Source organism: Acinetobacter sp. SWAC5, assembly GCF_003419885.1.
Taxonomy (GTDB): domain Bacteria; phylum Pseudomonadota; class Gammaproteobacteria; order Pseudomonadales; family Moraxellaceae; genus Acinetobacter; species Acinetobacter cumulans.
On sequence record NZ_QUWR01000021.1, the window covers coordinates 16,594 to 32,712 of the forward strand.

Annotated in this window: 16 protein-coding genes and 1 pseudogene; 8 read left to right on the forward strand and 9 right to left on the reverse strand. The window is 40.3% G+C overall.

What is annotated here, in order from left to right; all coding sequences use genetic code 11:
• Window positions 1-93: 93 nt before the first annotated feature.
• Window positions 94-1,468 (reverse strand): annotated as a pseudogene (gene gdhA / locus DYI81_RS14260) (NADP-specific glutamate dehydrogenase).
• Between the two features lie 275 nt (window positions 1,469-1,743).
• Between gdhA and DYI81_RS14265 the strand changes: the two are divergent.
• On the forward strand, window positions 1,744-2,571 hold the full coding sequence (locus DYI81_RS14265; RefSeq protein ID WP_276310167.1) for an RnfABCDGE type electron transport complex subunit B: 828 nt from the start codon (window positions 1,744-1,746) through the stop codon (window positions 2,569-2,571).
• Window positions 2,568-3,263: an endonuclease III gene (gene nth, locus DYI81_RS14270; protein ID WP_106986139.1), complete on the forward strand. Its 696-nt coding sequence runs from the start codon at window positions 2,568-2,570 to the stop codon at window positions 3,261-3,263. The genes DYI81_RS14265 and nth overlap by 4 nt, the downstream gene beginning before the upstream one ends.
• Window positions 3,264-3,299: 36 nt before the next feature.
• On the opposite strand, the gene DYI81_RS14275 is transcribed toward nth, so the two are convergent.
• The 4 genes from DYI81_RS14275 to DYI81_RS14290 form a co-directional block, all read right to left on the reverse strand.
• Window positions 3,300-3,485 (reverse strand): hypothetical protein, encoded by a 186-nt coding sequence (locus DYI81_RS14275; protein WP_106986140.1) that lies wholly within the window; start codon window positions 3,483-3,485, stop codon window positions 3,300-3,302.
• An 83-nt stretch (window positions 3,486-3,568) separates the two neighbouring features.
• On the reverse strand, window positions 3,569-4,228 hold the full coding sequence (gene adk, locus DYI81_RS14280) for an adenylate kinase (protein WP_106986141.1): 660 nt from the start codon (window positions 4,226-4,228) through the stop codon (window positions 3,569-3,571).
• Between the two features lie 84 nt (window positions 4,229-4,312).
• A complete protein-coding gene (locus DYI81_RS14285) occupies window positions 4,313-5,629 on the reverse strand; it encodes a hypothetical protein (protein ID WP_117007933.1) in 1,317 nt (438 codons plus the stop codon).
• 62 nt (window positions 5,630-5,691) lie between these two features.
• Window positions 5,692-6,210: a hypothetical protein gene (locus DYI81_RS14290; protein ID WP_106986143.1), complete on the reverse strand. Its 519-nt coding sequence runs from the start codon at window positions 6,208-6,210 to the stop codon at window positions 5,692-5,694.
• Window positions 6,211-6,447: 237 nt separating this feature from the next.
• Here DYI81_RS14290 and mrdA point away from each other — a divergent pair, with 237 nt between their 5' ends.
• The 3 genes from mrdA to DYI81_RS14305 all read left to right on the forward strand — a co-directional run bounded on the left by mrdA (window position 6,448) and on the right by DYI81_RS14305 (window position 10,039).
• A complete protein-coding gene (gene mrdA / locus DYI81_RS14295; protein ID WP_106986144.1) occupies window positions 6,448-8,499 on the forward strand; it encodes a penicillin-binding protein 2 in 2,052 nt (683 codons plus the stop codon).
• 8 nt (window positions 8,500-8,507) lie between these two features.
• Window positions 8,508-9,068 carry a 16S rRNA (guanine(966)-N(2))-methyltransferase RsmD gene (gene rsmD / locus DYI81_RS14300; protein ID WP_117007934.1) on the forward strand — a complete coding sequence of 187 codons (561 nt, stop codon included), beginning with the start codon at window positions 8,508-8,510 and terminating at the stop codon, window positions 9,066-9,068.
• Between the two features lie 227 nt (window positions 9,069-9,295).
• Window positions 9,296-10,039 (forward strand): sulfite exporter TauE/SafE family protein, encoded by a 744-nt coding sequence (locus tag DYI81_RS14305; protein ID WP_117007953.1) that lies wholly within the window; start codon window positions 9,296-9,298, stop codon window positions 10,037-10,039.
• Between the two features lie 14 nt (window positions 10,040-10,053).
• Here DYI81_RS14305 and DYI81_RS14310 read toward each other — a convergent pair whose 3' ends face one another.
• Window positions 10,054-10,311, reverse strand: a complete 258-nt coding sequence (locus DYI81_RS14310) for a hypothetical protein (protein WP_120366151.1) — start codon at window positions 10,309-10,311, stop codon at window positions 10,054-10,056.
• Between the two features lie 321 nt (window positions 10,312-10,632).
• Between DYI81_RS14310 and DYI81_RS14315 the strand changes: the two genes are divergently transcribed.
• Entirely contained in the window at window positions 10,633-10,950 is a 318-nt protein-coding gene (locus DYI81_RS14315) for a hypothetical protein (RefSeq protein ID WP_106986147.1), read from the forward strand.
• Between the two features lie 72 nt (window positions 10,951-11,022).
• Here the strand turns inward: DYI81_RS14315 and DYI81_RS14320 are convergent, their stop codons facing one another.
• A complete protein-coding gene (locus tag DYI81_RS14320) occupies window positions 11,023-11,607 on the reverse strand; it encodes a 1-acyl-sn-glycerol-3-phosphate acyltransferase (RefSeq protein ID WP_117007954.1) in 585 nt (194 codons plus the stop codon).
• Between the two features lie 216 nt (window positions 11,608-11,823).
• Between DYI81_RS14320 and DYI81_RS14325 the strand changes: the two genes are divergently transcribed.
• Entirely contained in the window at window positions 11,824-12,303 is a 480-nt protein-coding gene (locus DYI81_RS14325) for a copper resistance protein NlpE (protein WP_117007935.1), read from the forward strand.
• Between the two features lie 110 nt (window positions 12,304-12,413).
• Here the strand turns inward: DYI81_RS14325 and DYI81_RS14330 are convergent, their stop codons facing one another.
• Entirely contained in the window at window positions 12,414-14,516 is a 2,103-nt protein-coding gene (locus tag DYI81_RS14330; RefSeq protein ID WP_117007936.1) for a TonB-dependent siderophore receptor, read from the reverse strand.
• A gap of 382 nt (window positions 14,517-14,898) precedes the next feature.
• On the opposite strand from DYI81_RS14330, the gene DYI81_RS17965 reads away from it, so the two are divergent.
• Window positions 14,899-15,120 carry a hypothetical protein gene (locus DYI81_RS17965; RefSeq protein WP_171356369.1) on the forward strand — a complete coding sequence of 74 codons (222 nt, stop codon included), beginning with the start codon at window positions 14,899-14,901 and terminating at the stop codon, window positions 15,118-15,120.
• Between the two features lie 11 nt (window positions 15,121-15,131).
• Here DYI81_RS17965 and DYI81_RS14335 read toward each other — a convergent pair whose 3' ends face one another.
• Window positions 15,132-16,064: an IS5 family transposase gene (locus DYI81_RS14335; RefSeq protein ID WP_117007937.1), complete on the reverse strand. Its 933-nt coding sequence runs from the start codon at window positions 16,062-16,064 to the stop codon at window positions 15,132-15,134.
• Window positions 16,065-16,119 lie beyond the last annotated feature (55 nt).

A 16,119-nucleotide genomic window follows, 5' to 3' on the forward strand; every position in this document is an offset into this window, starting at 1 on the left:
CCCTACTTCGCGCATATCAAGCTTTGGCTTTTAAAGCGCATAAAAAAACCGAGGCATTAGCCTCGGTTTTTTTAATTCGAACTTGCGTAGAACTTAGTAAACGCCTTGAGCAAGCATTGCATCAGCAACTTTTACGAAGCCAGCGATGTTCGCGCCATTTACATAGTTCACAGTACCGTCTTCTTCAGTACCGAATTTCACGCAGTTACGGTGAATTTCTTTCATGATCGCGTGTAGACGCTCATCAACTTCTTCAAATGTCCAACCCAAACGGATTGCGTTTTGTGACATTTCAAGACCAGAAGTTGCAACACCGCCCGCATTTGATGCTTTACCTGGTGCATAAAGAATTTTCGCTTCTACAAATTTCTCTACTGCAGCCAAAGTTGAAGGCATGTTCGCGCCTTCAGCAACACAGATTGCGCCATTTGCAAGAAGAGCTTCAGCATCAGCTTCATCTAATTCATTTTGAGTTGCACATGGAAGCGCGATGTCGCACTTAATACCCCAAGGACGTTTGCCTTCAAGGTATTCAAAACCGTGTTTAGACGCAAACTCAGAAATACGGCCACGTTTAACGTTTTTAAGTTCCATCACTTCAGCAAGAAGTTCAGTTGTGAAACCGTCTTTTACGTATACAGTACCAGCAGAGTCAGAAAGTGAAACCACTTTCGCACCTAGGTACATTGCTTTATCAGCAGCGAATTGAGCAACGTTACCAGAACCTGAAATCGTTACCACTTTGTCTTTAAAGCTATCGCCACGAGTCTTAAGCATTTCCTCAGCGAAATACACAGTACCGTAACCTGTTGCTTCTGGACGAGCCAATGAGCCACCGAAAGTCAAACCTTTACCAGTGAATACGCTTGAAGTGTCATTGCTGAGCTTCTTCATCATACCCGCCATGTAGCCAACTTCACGGCCACCAACACCGATATCGCCCGCAGGGATGTCCGTGTTAGAACCAAGGTGACGGTAAAGCTCGATCATAAGCGCTTGGCAGAAACGCATAATTTCGCCTTCAGATTTACCTTTAGGGTCAAAATCTGAACCGCCTTTACCACCGCCCATAGGCAAAGTAGTCAATGCGTTTTTAAATGTTTGTTCGAAACCTAAGAATTTAAGAATTGAAAGGTTTACAGATGGGTGGAAACGCATACCACCCTTGAATGGACCAATTGCCGAGTTATATTGAACACGGAAAGCACGGTTTACATGCGTTTGACCTTTGTCATCAACCCAAGATACACGGAATTGAATCGCACGTTCAGGTTCTACTAGGCGTTCAAGTAGACCATAATCAGCATATTGTGGATTCTTTTCAATGAATGGCCAAAGACTGGTCATTACTTCTTCAACAGCTTGAAGAAATTCTGGTTGATGAGCATCACGTGATTTTACGTAATCTAGGAAGTCGTTAAGGCTGTTGTATTTCAACGCTTAATCCTCAGCAGAAATGGATCAAAATTGGTCAAAATTTCAATCAATGATTTATTTTGGCGCAAAACATTAAATATCTTTTGTTTACATTCAGCAACAGTTTTTTAAAAAAACTTTATTTTTTGTTTAACAACAGCAATTTAATTAAAACTAACAACACTTTTAGTTATACATTTAATAACTTTTATGCATATATTAGATTACTTTTTTGCGCGATTTTAATGCATTTATAGTGCTATTTTCGTGCAGAAGAATTATGTTCAAAAACATGCTAGTATTGCTTTTCAGCCATTTTTTAACATTTTGTCTGCCCCGCAGTTTTGGTTTCACATGAACACTCAATTTTCCCTTATCCAAAGTATCGATGCCTTGTTACCACAAACCCAGTGTGGCTTATGTGGTCACCGCGATGGTTGCTTACCTTATGCCAAATCGATTGCGGAAGGTGAAGATGCCAACAAATGTGTTCCAGGTGGTCAGCCTGTTGCTGATGCACTCGCCAGTTTGTTAGGTCGTGACAAACTGACCGCTGAAGAAAGTGTTTGGCCAACACAGAGCGATGGTCGCCCACAACGAATGAAAGCCGTTATTCGTGAAGATGAATGTATTGGTTGCACCAAATGTATTAGTGCCTGCCCAGTAGATGCCATCATTGGCTCTGGCAAACTGATGCATACCATTTTGACCGATTTATGCACAGGTTGTGAACTATGTATTCCCCCCTGCCCTGTAGACTGCATTGATTTGGTCGAAGATTTACAAAGTGTTCCGACAGACATTATTCGTATTGCTGAGCAAAATGATTTACGTGATCGTTATTACTCACACATTCAACGTGAAGAAAAGCGTCGTGTAGATCGTAAAGGGCCTGTTGTTCGTGCTGAAATTGATACTGCTCTTTTTGCTCAATTTTCTGCGCAATCTACCGCTATGCCTGACATACAAGTGGCTGAAAAACCTGAACCAGTTGCGGTTAAACTGGATGCAAAAACCACGATTGAATTAGCTAAAATTCGCACACAAATTAAGAAGTTAGAAAAACAGCTTAGTGTGCGTGAGGATGCCAATAAACGCCAAATGCTTGAGCAACTGACTGCACAACTCAATACATTGCAAGGAGCATCTGCATGACTGTAAAAAACATGACTAAAAAGCAAATTCAGACTTTTTTTGAACGCTTAAGAGCGCAGCGTCCGCACCCAGAAACAGAACTCAATTATTCTAATCCTTTTGAATTATTGGTTGCCGTTACGCTGTCCGCACAAGCGACCGATGTAAGCGTAAATAAAGCCACAGATAAATTATTCCCCGTTGCCAATACGCCTGAAGCCATTTATGCCCTAGGTGTAGAAGGACTCAAAGAATATATCAAGACCATTGGTTTATATAATTCAAAAGCCGAAAATGTGATTAAAGCCTGCAAAATGCTCATTGAAAAGCATAACAGTATTGTGCCAAATAACCGTGCCGACCTTGAAGCCTTACCCGGTGTAGGACGTAAAACGGCCAATGTGGTGCTGAATACTGCATTTGGCCAACCTACAATGGCGGTAGATACACATATTTTTCGTTTAGGTAATCGTACTGGATTAGCGGTAGGCAAAAATGTGCTCGAAGTCGAACACCGCTTAGTAAAAGTCATCCCCAAAGAATTTATTGTAGACTCTCATCATTGGCTCATTTTACATGGTCGTTATTGCTGTATTGCACGTAAACCCAAATGTAATGAATGCATTGTGTCCGATGTTTGCAACTGGCCAGACCGCTTTGAATTTGGCGCAACCCGCCCCATACAAATCAAAAACAGCAAAGCTGAACTTTAAGTTCAGCTTTTTTATGAATGATCCAAAATCAATAGCTTATTTATTGTTTTGATCTTGTTGTTGTTTAATTTTAGGATGCAATTGGCGCTCAGGAGCACCTGCTTGTTTTCGTTCTAAAGCTTCTTGCTTACGTACATTTACCAGCATTTTATAACTCATCACAGAAACACCAATAACGACAGCAACCGTCACCAGCATCATTAAAACAACACCTATTTCCATGATTTAACCTATTTATCAAAACCAACAAAAAGAGCCCTAATATGACTTAGGGCTCTTTGAAAGTCAAAATTCGAAAAATCGAATTATTTTGACTGATCTAAAATCGCAAACAAATCAGTTTGAACGTTCTCGATTGGACGAAGACCATTCAATTTGTCATACGTAGGTGCATTTTCACCAGAAGCCGCACGGCCTTGGTAGAAACCAACCAATTGTTCTGTTTCAGTGTGATATGAAGCTAAACGCTTACGGATCGTTTCTTCTTGGTCATCTGGACGTTGTACAAGATCTTCACCAGTTTCGTCATCTTTACCTTCCACTTTTGGTGGGTTGTAGACGATATGGTAAACACGACCAGATGCAGGGTGCTGACGACGACCAGAAAGACGTTGAACGATTTCTTCGTCTGGTACATCAATTTCAATCACGTGATCGATATTGATGCCTTCATTTTCCAACGCTTCCGCTTGTGGAATTGTACGAGGGAAACCGTCGAAGATGCAGCCGTTTACACAGTCAGGTTGAGCAATACGTTCTTTTACAAGACCAATAATCAGCTCATCTGAAACCAAGCCACCGTTGTCCATCACGCTTTTAGCTTTAAGGCCTAGTTCAGTTCCTTCACGAATTGCAGCACGGAGCATATCACCGGTTGAAATTTGTGGGACATTGTAGCGCTTACAGATCAGCTGAGCTTGTGTACCTTTACCTGCTCCAGGTGGTCCGAGTAAAATAATGCGCATAAATAAACATCCTCATTTAAAACAATATGTATGACACTGCTCAGCGATGATCAATCAAATTCGATCTTGCTGGCCAGCATCTAATTATAAGAAAGCCACGAACAAATGTATTGTACCAGCGATAAAACCAGTTACACCCCCAAGTACAATCAAAATCCATTCATCTTCCTGAAAAGCAGGTCGTAATAGGTTTTGAAATTCTTTTGGCGTTAACTCGCGGATACGGTCTTTAAACATTTGAAAGATTTTCTGTGCACGGCTCGCATTAAACGCAGGGTCGCATACAGGCACCATCGTAATTTCTATTGAGCGGTCAATCAAGTCTGTCTTGAGTTTTGCGTATTCTTTTGGTCCTAAAGACAGCTGTAAAGACGTTCTCACCAATGGTGTTTCCATAATTTCATTAATATGGCGCTTCACAATACGGCGTGTTTTGTCTTTTTTAGAACCATACATCATTTCCGTCATAATTGACTTTAAGGTGATTAATTCTTCAGTGACTACACTGGCAAAGACATCGGACACTTCTTCTTGGCGCTTCATAAACGCACCTTGAATATTGTAAGTTCCCATACGTGGAATTACAGGTTTAATCCATGGAAATTTGCGTCCCTTGGTCAACTCAAAAAACTGTGGATAGCGTACATAGTGTGGCTCTACAGGGTTAAACACCATCCAAATGGCAATCCAGTTGGTCAAGAAGCCCCAGATAGCTGCCCAAAATGGAACTGTCCAATGCCAAGGCACCACAAACCAAACGATCATTTGGAAAATACCAAAGAACATCCCAATAAGTGCACTAATATGCCAAATAAAGTTGATCTCTTTTTGACCCACTTTTAAAAACATGCGTACCATAAGCTTACGGTCGCCTTCCATTTGACTAACTACCATGTCACGCATGTTGACCAATGACTCGACGTTCATGGTCAGTTCGGTCACAAGTTCTTTTAAGGTACCTGGCAATTGTTTTTGCGCTTGCGCATAAATTCGACGTTTGATCGAATATGGAAGGTTTTCCCAAAGCACGGCATTACGATCGATCATGACTTCATCAATGAGATGTTCGAGCTCAAAGCCCACTTGCTCACCAATAATACGCGCCATGTCTTCAGGGTCCATCGCATTTAAAAACTCTTGTAAAGAGCCTAATTTTGATAGCGTATTATCGGTAATAATCCCAGAGATACGACCTGCTTTACGTGGCACAATCCCCTGCCAACCCACAGGCAATGGACCTACATGGAAACCCCAAAAATTAATTGGGTAAAACACCATTTTTAGCGCCATCCATACATGTGCCCATGTAACAAATGCAGTAACAGGGATAATGCTGAGCACGGCCCAAAAATCTGGACGTTGCGTAAAGGTTTGCCATAATTCACTGACGTACTCAAGCATGTATCATTTCCATATTTAATTTTATTAAGTCAATTCTAAAGAGTTCACAGGCAATATTGTTACTATAATCCGATACTTATAGTATAGGAAAATTGTAGCTGCGGTTTTGTTTCTGCAGCAACAGTGCCATCCTGATTCGTGAGTTTTTCACCCGCACCAATACCCACACTAAAGGTACTGATACGTTCACGGCTCATCATGACGTAGGCTAAATCCACACCACCACCTAAGCGACTTTCATAACTATTATCGACTTTTTTACTGTCAATATGGCCTGCGTATACACCTAGGTAATAACCGTTTTTATCTTTACCTGTAAATTGCACTGGGTAGCGAAAGCCAACTTGCCCACCTGCGGTATGATCATCATTTAAATATACACCGCCTTTCACATAAGCAATGCCGTATGGATTCACCCATTCGGTATTTAAATGGATCATTTTTTGCGTAAAACCGACCCCGAGGTTTAATGTCTGCGCATCACCTTGCTTTAGCTTTGCTTCTGGCAGAAAGCTATTGTCTTGGGCATAGGCAGCATTGGTCACCAATATGAAAGCTAACAAAGAATAAACTTTGTTCATTATTTCCACCATCTTCCTTAATTATATTTGTAATAGATTTCCTATTTTTATGCGATTTGACTTTATCAGAATTATTCGCATCCTTATATACTGGAATTTACCTTTTTCATGTCCACAAAGTCAAAGTTTAAACAGAACATACGAAACGGACTTTTTTTATTTATCAAAAAAACTGCATTTGCGTTAGAATATTGATCTTCAAATTTCCCTCTAGTTTCTGAGTCAAGCCGATCGCGTATGAAGCAGCACTTTCCTTTAAAAAATGTACAGCAAGAAAAGCGCATTTATCGCAATCGGGTACTGATTTCAGCGGGTATTGTTATTTTCTTTATGCTGTTGTTGGTCGTGCGTTATGCCTATCTCCAAATCAGCAGTTATCAAGAGTTTTCAACGGCATCAGATCAAAACCGTATTCGCCTACAGCCTTTAGCGCCTGCTCGTGGTTATATTTATGACCGCAATGGCGTATTGCTGGCAGATAATTATCCAGTATTTTCTGCCACAATGAGCCGTGCAGATATTCCTGATATTGATGACACTGTTGCACGTTTAATTCCAATTTTAAATTTGACTGAAGAGGATATTGATCGCTTCAAAAGTCGTATTAAAACCTCTAAAAAAACCGAACGTGTGGCACTTAAACTCAATTTAAATGAAATTGAGATTGCCAAATTTAGTGAAGTTAAATATCAGTTCCCTGGGGTCAATATAGAGACCCAAATGACGCGCTATTATCCACATGGCGAACTGTTTGCCCATGTGATTGGTTATGTCGGGCGTATTAATGACAAAGAACTAAAAAGTATTGATAAAGACCTCTACGCGGGGACAAACCTGATTGGTAAAATTGGGGTAGAAAAGTCTTATGAAGAGTTATTACATGGTTTACCTGGCAATGAATCTGTTGAAGCAGATGCGCACGGAAATGTGTTACGTCATTTAGGCCGTAAAGATCCTGTTCGCGGTAATGATCTGTTTTTATCTTTAGATTATGGCTTGCAAACCATTGCCTCAGAACAACTGGCGGGGCGCCGTGGTGCAATTATTGCCATGGACCCACGTACAGGTGAAATTTTAGCGCTCGTGTCTAGCCCAAGCTTTAACCCCAACCTTTTTGTGACAGGGATTAGCAGCAAGGACTATAGCGCACTACGTGATAATTTAGATCAGCCACTATATAACCGTGCTGTACAAGGCGCGTACCCACCAGGTTCGACCATTAAACCAATGTTTGGTATGGGTGGGTTGCACTATAATTTAGTGGATTGGAATACGGCGATTGCCGATCCGGGTTATTTCACTTTACCAGGTGATAGCCACCGCTTCCGTGACCATAAAAAAACAGGTCACGGTTCTGTGAATATGCATAAAGCTCAAAACGTTTCCTGTGATACTTATTTCTATATCCTGTCGTATCGTATGGGTATTGAAAAAATGAACACTTGGATGCGCCAATTTGGTTTTGGTTCGAAAACTGGCGTAGATTTACCAAGTGAAAGTGAAGGTCTATACCCAAGCCCTGAATGGAAAATGCGTACCCGTAAGTCAAAATGGCTCAAAGGTGAAACCATTTCAGTCAGTATTGGCCAAGGTGCTTTTACAGCTACACCACTACAACTAGCCATGGCAACCGCAATCACAGCCAATCAGGGCGCGCATGTGACTCCCCATGTACTCCGTGACAGTAAAGGCTTTAAAGCCTATAAAGCACACAATGCACCTGATGGCCATATCGAATTTAATGGTAAGCCTGAAGATTGGATCAAAATGCGTGATGCGATGGTTGATGTAGTGGAAAGCGGTACAGGCCGTGGTATTCGTACACCGATGTATCATATTGCAGGTAAAACAGGGACAGCTCAGGTTAAAAGTATTGCGCAGGGTAAACGTTACAACGAAGCACTATTAACAGAACGTCAGCTGGACCACGGTTTGTTTGTGGGCTTTGCACCTGCAGAAAATCCTGAAATTGCGATTGCCGTAGTATGGGAAAATGGTCGTCATGGTGGTTCGGCGGCCCAGTTAGCGCGTCCAATTTTTGATTATTGGTTATTGCAACGTAAGAAAAATCCTATTCGTCCTGCCAATCATCAAATTAGCGGTGGCCTAATGACTGCTGGCATTAAACCAGGTGAGTTGCCAAGTGGTAGCACTATATTATCTGCGGACCCAAATGCAACGACTCAAAGCAATAGCAATGCAAATAGCCATAATGCAGCACCTGCATCAAGCCCAGTAGCATCCGCACCTATTACTGCACCAGTTACACCATCAAACGATGTAGAATGAGTTGAATTATGAAAAATCAATTACGTATTATTGGCGGAGAATGGAAACGTCGCCAACTCCCATTCGCATCGATTGATGGTCTTCGACCAACGCCTGACCGTGTACGTGAAACGCTATTTAACTGGCTGATGTGGGATGTGCAAAATGCACAAGTTTTAGATATTTGCGCAGGCTCAGGGGCTTTGGCTTTTGAAGCGCTGTCTCGGGGTGCAAGCCAAGTTGTGATGATTGAACCTGACCGCAATCAGGCTCAATTTTTAACCCAAAACCTTGAGTTACTGCGTGTGACCAAGGCACAAGCTCAACTCAAAGTGAGCACCGCACAACAAGCCTTACCCAGCTTAAAACAACAATTTGATTTGGTGTTTTTGGATCCCCCGTATAGCTTAGATTTATGGCAAGAATTAGCTACTTTAGCGGACCCACTCATTAAAGACCAAGGCTTTATTTATGTTGAAGCCGATCGTGATTTAAGCCAACTGACACTCCCTCATACGTGGCATAAAGTTAAAGAAACCAAAGCAGGAACCGTACGTGCAGGCTTATTTCAAAAAACTGTACCAGCTTAAATTTTAGCTTTAGCGTTACTTTAGAACTTTGTGCATTTGCCCGTTCAATAGCTTTCTCCCCAAAAAGACGCAATATGCGTCTTTTTTAGTCGTAATCACAGAAGATCCTTTTTGTATTTATATATCTAAGACATATCGTAATTTCAGCTAAGCTTAGGCCAATTGCATTTAAATAAAGTGCTTTTAATTCGCTAAGATAAGCGCCTCAATTAACGTATATGATTGTCATGACTTGGCTGATTTTTATCATTGGTGCAATGCTTGCAGGCTTTGTACAAGGCTTAACAGGTTTTGCCTTTGCACTCGTGGCCATGTCTTTTTGGGTTTGGGTACTTCCACCACAATTAGCCGCACCTTTAGTGGTACTTGCTTCTGTGTGGAGTCATGTGATTTCCCTCAGACAAGAATGCGGACAACATACTTCGTCGCGACAATTAGTTATTCCCTATATTATTGCAGGCTTAATTGGCGTGCCCTTGGGTAGCTACTTTTTAGATTTAATTCAGGCAGATACTTTCAAGCTATTGCTTGGTGTATTTTTAATTCTGTGGTGCCCCGTCATGCTGTTTAATCCACAAATTAAAAAGATTCAACAGTCTGGTCATTATGCAGATGCCAGTATAGGTTTTTTGGGTGGTATTTTAGGTGGCTTGGGCGGGTTCTGTGGCTCACTGCCTTCCGCATGGCTCATGCTCAAACAACGCCCAAAGCAAGAACAGCGCTATATATTGCGCCATTTTAATTTTGCCATTCAACTGTTTACCCTCGTGGCATATTTAGCCCAAGGTACGCTACAGACCAAACTATTACCCTATGCCTTGCTATTACTCATTGCAGTAAGTGTTCCCGCAATGCTGGGTGCAAAACTATTTTATAAAATTTCAGAGCGTCAATTTAAACACAGTGTTTTGACCTTGTTATTCTCTTCAGGTTGCTTTCTTGTTTTCAGTAGTATCGTACAAGCGACTTAAAGCAAAAGACTTCGCTACTTGGGCCGTGTTGTACGTAAAGGTCTCGAATCACGTACGGGAGACTCTTCTTCCCTTGCCTCTTTAATATCTGGATCATCAGAATGACCAACTGAGCTCAATACTGCACTGGTCATTGGAATGAGATGTGTCACAGCTATGGTTTGTGGTGTTGTCATCGCATGTATATCTGTTGGAACATCAGCAGCATAACTTGAACTGGCCAAAACTAAACATAAAATTGCGAAAGACTTTTTACAACGTGTTAATAACATCAGTGCAACCTTTGACATCCCACCATACATGAAGCTGATTATTCAGATATATTCTGAAGAGACCTTGAAGAAGATGTAAACGTCCGTATATTTAAGTCATCAAAATGCATTTTTTGCTGGGTTAAATTCAAAACTTTTTCCTCTGACGAATATTTTAATCTCGGTTGAATTTAGTTATTTTCAGCTAAAATCAATTTACCCATGTATATGTCAGATCTATTTTTTTATTTTTTGATCAATTGTTCAAAAAATCTATACAGTTTTAATTTTAGATATTTATACAATAGTCATTTATACGCCCACACCTCCTATTGATCTCTCATGAAATATATTTTCATGCCTGTACTACTGCTGTTGCTTACAGGTTGTATGTTTGGCACATCTAGCGAAATCCGTAAAGCCGAAAAATTATATGCTCAGTTTCATTGCAATAACATTGAAACATCCCAAATGGGGGGCAGCTCGATTACCAGTTTTCATGAGCACAAATTGGCATCGAGCAAACAAAAAGCGCAATCCTATATTCAAAGCTACAAACAAGGAGAACACTTGTTTGATTTACCTTTAGATCAAGTGATTGAGCAACAATTCTTTATTTATAAAGCAGCCTGTCAAAATTTAGGTGGCATACAGCCTTAAATAAAATATACCTTGTAAAGCGTTGCCATAAACCTGCAACCACCATAAAAAATAGGGCTTATGCCCTATTTTTTATTCAACATAATAGCGCTGATCTACACTAAAGCTTTCTGGGAATTTGGCATGGATTTGTGCATAAAAATCCATAATTTCCGCCATATCTTTTTCATAATCCCCAGTCGGATAAACAATCTTGCCTACACCCGTTTTTTTCTTGGCATAGTCCATATAAGCCAATGCAATTGGCACACCTGCATTGGTTGCAACATGGTAAAAGCCAGTTTTCCACTGTTCTTGTTTCGCGCGAGTACCTTCAGGTGTAACTAACATGACCAACTTGGGATGATCTTTAAATAAGTTGCTCATGACTTCAACCATACTTAAACGTTGCTCACCCTCAACTTTTGGCCGACGGTCAATTCCTATGCCACCCATTGCGCGAACAAAAGGTCCAAATGGAAATTTCATATAGCTGTCTTTAATCGTAATGCGGACATTTACACCCATTGCCTTTAATGCTAAGCGTGCATAAAGTGCATCCCAATTGCTGGTATGTGGTGCAGCAATCATTACGCATTGATCCAAATCAAGTGGCCAATGATTATCAATTTCCCAACCCATTGCATTGAGACTTTTTTCTGCCAATTTTTCTAACACAGCAACCACTCACACCCCATTTAAAGTGCCCTGATTGTACTGATGTTATTGCAAATTAACACACAGATTCGCTTAATAAACAACCAAATAAAATACATCTGTTCAGGCGCTAGCGTCAAAATTTCATCTAGACTTTTATACGTTTACAAGATCACTGTACAAGCTTATTTTAAAATAGATTATTTTTTATTCATCCTCATACTGTAGTCAAATCACGTGAAAAAGATTATCTTCATTAGCTTACTATCTCTAGTTGCATTAAGTGCTTGTAGTAAAAATGATACAACGACAGCACCACAAACACCTGAAAAAACTGAACAAGCAACATCTACTAACACCACAACTCCCTCTGTATCTACCAGTGATAGCGCTGAAAATGCCTTAGATTGGGCAGGCGAATATAAAGGGGTATTCCCTTGCGCAGACTGCGAAGGCATTAAAACTGAGCTTGAGTTAAAATCAGATAAAACCTATGAATTGACAGAGGAATATCAAGGTAAAGGCAAAGAACACGAGTCTAAAGTCAAAGGAACATTTAGTTTTGATGCCAATCAACCTTCAGTGATTACCCTCGATCAGAATGCCGATCAACGTAAATTCTTTATTGGTGAAAATTTTGCTGAAGCTCGCGATAAGGAAACAGGTCAAGCACTTGATACAAAGTTGAATTACAAACTAATTAAAGAACAGCACTAAATCCTAAGTTTTTGCTCAGCGCTTAGTTTCTCCCATTTGGTATTCGCAAACAAAAATCCCTGCTCTTGAGCAGGGATTTTTTATCAGTTCTACAATTATTAAATAATGAATTAATATTTAAAACTTAGGTTAAAACGTAGCATACGCGGGTCTCCCCAATTCACCAACTGTGCATTCGGCGTTGTACCTGCCAAATACTCACGGTCAAATAGATTTTTCAGGCTTAACCCTGCACTCCAGTCTTTGGCTTCATAACCTGCATTTACATCAAAAAGCACATAAGTTGGAAGGTCTACATAATCTGTGCCACGCTGTGCAGTACGCGCTCCTTGATAACGCATACCAGCCCCTACACGCCAACCCAATTGATCTGGACTAAAATAATACTGCGTTGACAATGATGCTGCGTTTTTCGCCACATGATTCGTACGCTTGCCAATCTCGCTTGCAGTCAAGCTCTCAGTGACTTCTGCTGTCGGAATATAACTATAGCTAGCCAATACTTTCCACTGTGGATTCAACGTTGCCGCCAGCTCTGCTTCATAACCTTTGGTTTTTTGCTCACCTGTTTGGATTGAAAAATTTCCAGAGCTATCTGTTTCTGTTACATTTTTACGGGTCAAATCATAATAAGCCACGTAGCCTTGTAAGCGTTGATCCAAGGCTTGGAGCTTGACCCCAATTTCAGTCTGCTGACCTTTTTCTGGATTTAATAAGCGACCATCTTCGCCTGAATCTGTTACAGGCATAAAGGAGGTCGAATAACTCATATAGGGCGCAAACATGTCATTAATGCGATACATGACAGAAGCACTACCCGTAAATGCATTATCGGAGTTTTTCTGATTTGAGCCATTGAGTAAATTATTAATTTCTACCTGTGTCCAATCATGACGCCCAGATAAACCAATGATCCAGGTATCATCAATGCTTAGCGTATTACGTATATATGCTCCAGCATACTGGCTATACGTCATTTCATGGCTAGGTGTACCCGGCTTTTTAATAACAACATCACCATAATTGGGTGCATTCAAATTAAAGTCATTAATGGTATCTGTACGGCGATAATAATCACTGCGCTCGTGCATTAAATCTAAACCCGCCATCAAATCATATTGCACTGCGCCAAAGTCAAACTTACGCTGCAAATTGGTGTCCAATGCATAATTGACATCTTGTTTATCTTGATTATTAATTGCACGCTTAATAATGGGCAAGCTACTACGCCCTGACGCTAAGATAGAATTACCAACAGTATTGGTTTGTGTCACAGCAAAATTTTGTTTAAAAATCCAATCATTATCAAAATAATGTGCATAGTTCGCCCCTAAGCGGTACACATCCACGTCATAACCATAATCTGGATCACCAAAAAATAAGTTATGCGAATAATTTATATATTCTCCATTACTAAAAGGTATACCTTGCTGGCGTAAATAATTTCTATGCTGATAACTGGCGATAACCGAAAGCTCATCTTTTTCACCTAAATCAAAATTATAAGATGGTGCAATATAATAATTTTTGAAAAAAACTTGATCGGTTGGATCATCTTGATCTGATACCCGACCAACCAGTCGAAATGCACCTTTTTCTGTGTCATTCGGTGCATAATTGAGATCGAATGTCCCCTCTTTTAATCCATAGCTCCCCACACTGAGCGTTCCTTTAGCCTCTGTGCTTGCATGTGGGCGTTTGGTGGTAAGATTGACCATACCACCAGGTAAGCTTAAACCAAATCCAACTGAAGTCGGCCCTTTCACAACCTCAATCGATTCAAGCCCAGAAATATCCTCCGAACGTAAAACATTGTCTGAGGTTTGAATACGCAAGCCATCTATATATGTTTGCGAGCTTGAAATTTGCCCACGGATAACAAAGTCATCCCACCCTCTACGACCATATTGGCCGGAAGTCACGCCAGCTACACCATCCAATGCTTCCGCAACTGTTTGCACTTGCTTTTGTTCTAGTTGTTGCTGAGTTAACACACTTATGGCTTGTGCAGTTTCAAACAATGGAGCATCCGTTCGAAGCACAGCTTGTGCTTTAGTTGCCACATATTTGGCTTCTTGCTTGGGTGCCTTCACGGTAATTGTTTGTAGCTGTTGTGCCTCTGTATTGAGTGGTTCTGGAGAGACTTCTGCATGAGTTATAGAACTTAAAGCCACCAGAATTGAAAATGACAAGGTCGAACGTGGATATTGCACTTCGAAAAACCAATCCAAAAAAATTAATGCGAATTATAATCATTTAAACTTATAAAATATGGCTATTAATTCAGCATTATTTTTAGAAAAAAATAAACATTTGAATATGAAATAAAATTTATAAAAATATGTGCATTGTATAAATTAATCCATTTATACCCCAATGCAGGATTTTTAGATTATAACAAAATTAACCTTATAAAATAATAACCTACAAAAAACTCAAACAGCCATTTTTTATTTTTATTTAGTGGATGCAACAAATCAAAAACTTAAATTTATCTTAAAAAAAGCTTCAAATCATCCCTATTTGAAGATAGTCGATTGTAATAAAGATTTTTAAGATCGAAACATAACAAGAAGCATCAAAAAGGATCAATCCATGAAACATACCCTACTTAGCCTTGCTATAGTTACACTCCTCACAGCCTGTGGTGGTGGCAGTTCATCTGATGGTCAATCCACAAATAATAATGGCAATCCAAATACCCCCACAACACCAAGCACGACGAATAAAATTGGTATTTTGACTGATGCTGTAATCAGTGGTGTGCACTATGTATCGGCTTTGTTGCACAAAGATTTGAAATACAAAGCCCCCTAATTGAGCCAAATTTAAGGCGTAACTTGGGTAAGTGGTCGACCTAATTTCGTAAATCTGTTAAGGACTGCTACACGTGCATGGATCTCATTGACTTGGCTATCAAATTTTCTTGCACTGAGTTTATCCCCCAATAATTTGATGCAATGAATCTTAGTTTCGACCAAACTTCGGCAATGATAGCCGGACCATTTTTTCCATAATATCCTGCCTAAACGTTTAACTGTTCGAAGTAATTCATTTCGCGCTAGCGAGCTGATCTTTGTATCTTTCCATGGTTTCGCATTTTTTCTAGGTGGAATCACCGCATGCGCTTGCCGATCTGCAATGACCTGACGGCATTGCTTGGTGTCATAAGCTCCATCGGTATAAACAGCGTCAATCTGCTCATCTTGTGGAATCTGATCGAGTAAATCACCAAGCACTTGTGAATCACTCACATTATTTGTAGTGAGTTGAATAGCGCGTATTTGAAGGGTTTCAGCATCTATACCAATATGAAGTTTACGCCATTGGCGACGATATTCAGGTCCATATTTCTTCCTTTTCCATTCACCTTCACCTAAAAACTTTAGACCGGTAGAGTCTACCAGCAAGTTAAGCCCACCACTGCTTTTTTGATAATTAATCGCAATATCAATATGTTTTTGTCTTCTGCAAAGCGTACTGTAATCTGGTGCGGTCCAATTTAATCCACAAAGTTTAATCAGACTTTGCACAAAGCCAGTGACCATACGTAAAGATAGACGGAATAAGGATTTAATCATTAAGCAGCATTGGATAGCTGCGTCGGAGTAGGTTTGATTTCGCCCTTGTTTGCCTTTTGATGGAGCATACCATTGCGTAGCAGGATCAAACCAAATGGCAATATTTCCGCGACTCATGAGTGCTCGGTTATATGCGGGCCAATTGGTTGTGCGATAGATTTTGTGTGTAGGCTTCTTCATTTGAAAATTATATCGCTGAAAAAGCCTTTACAGATAGGTTTGTGCAACAAAGCCC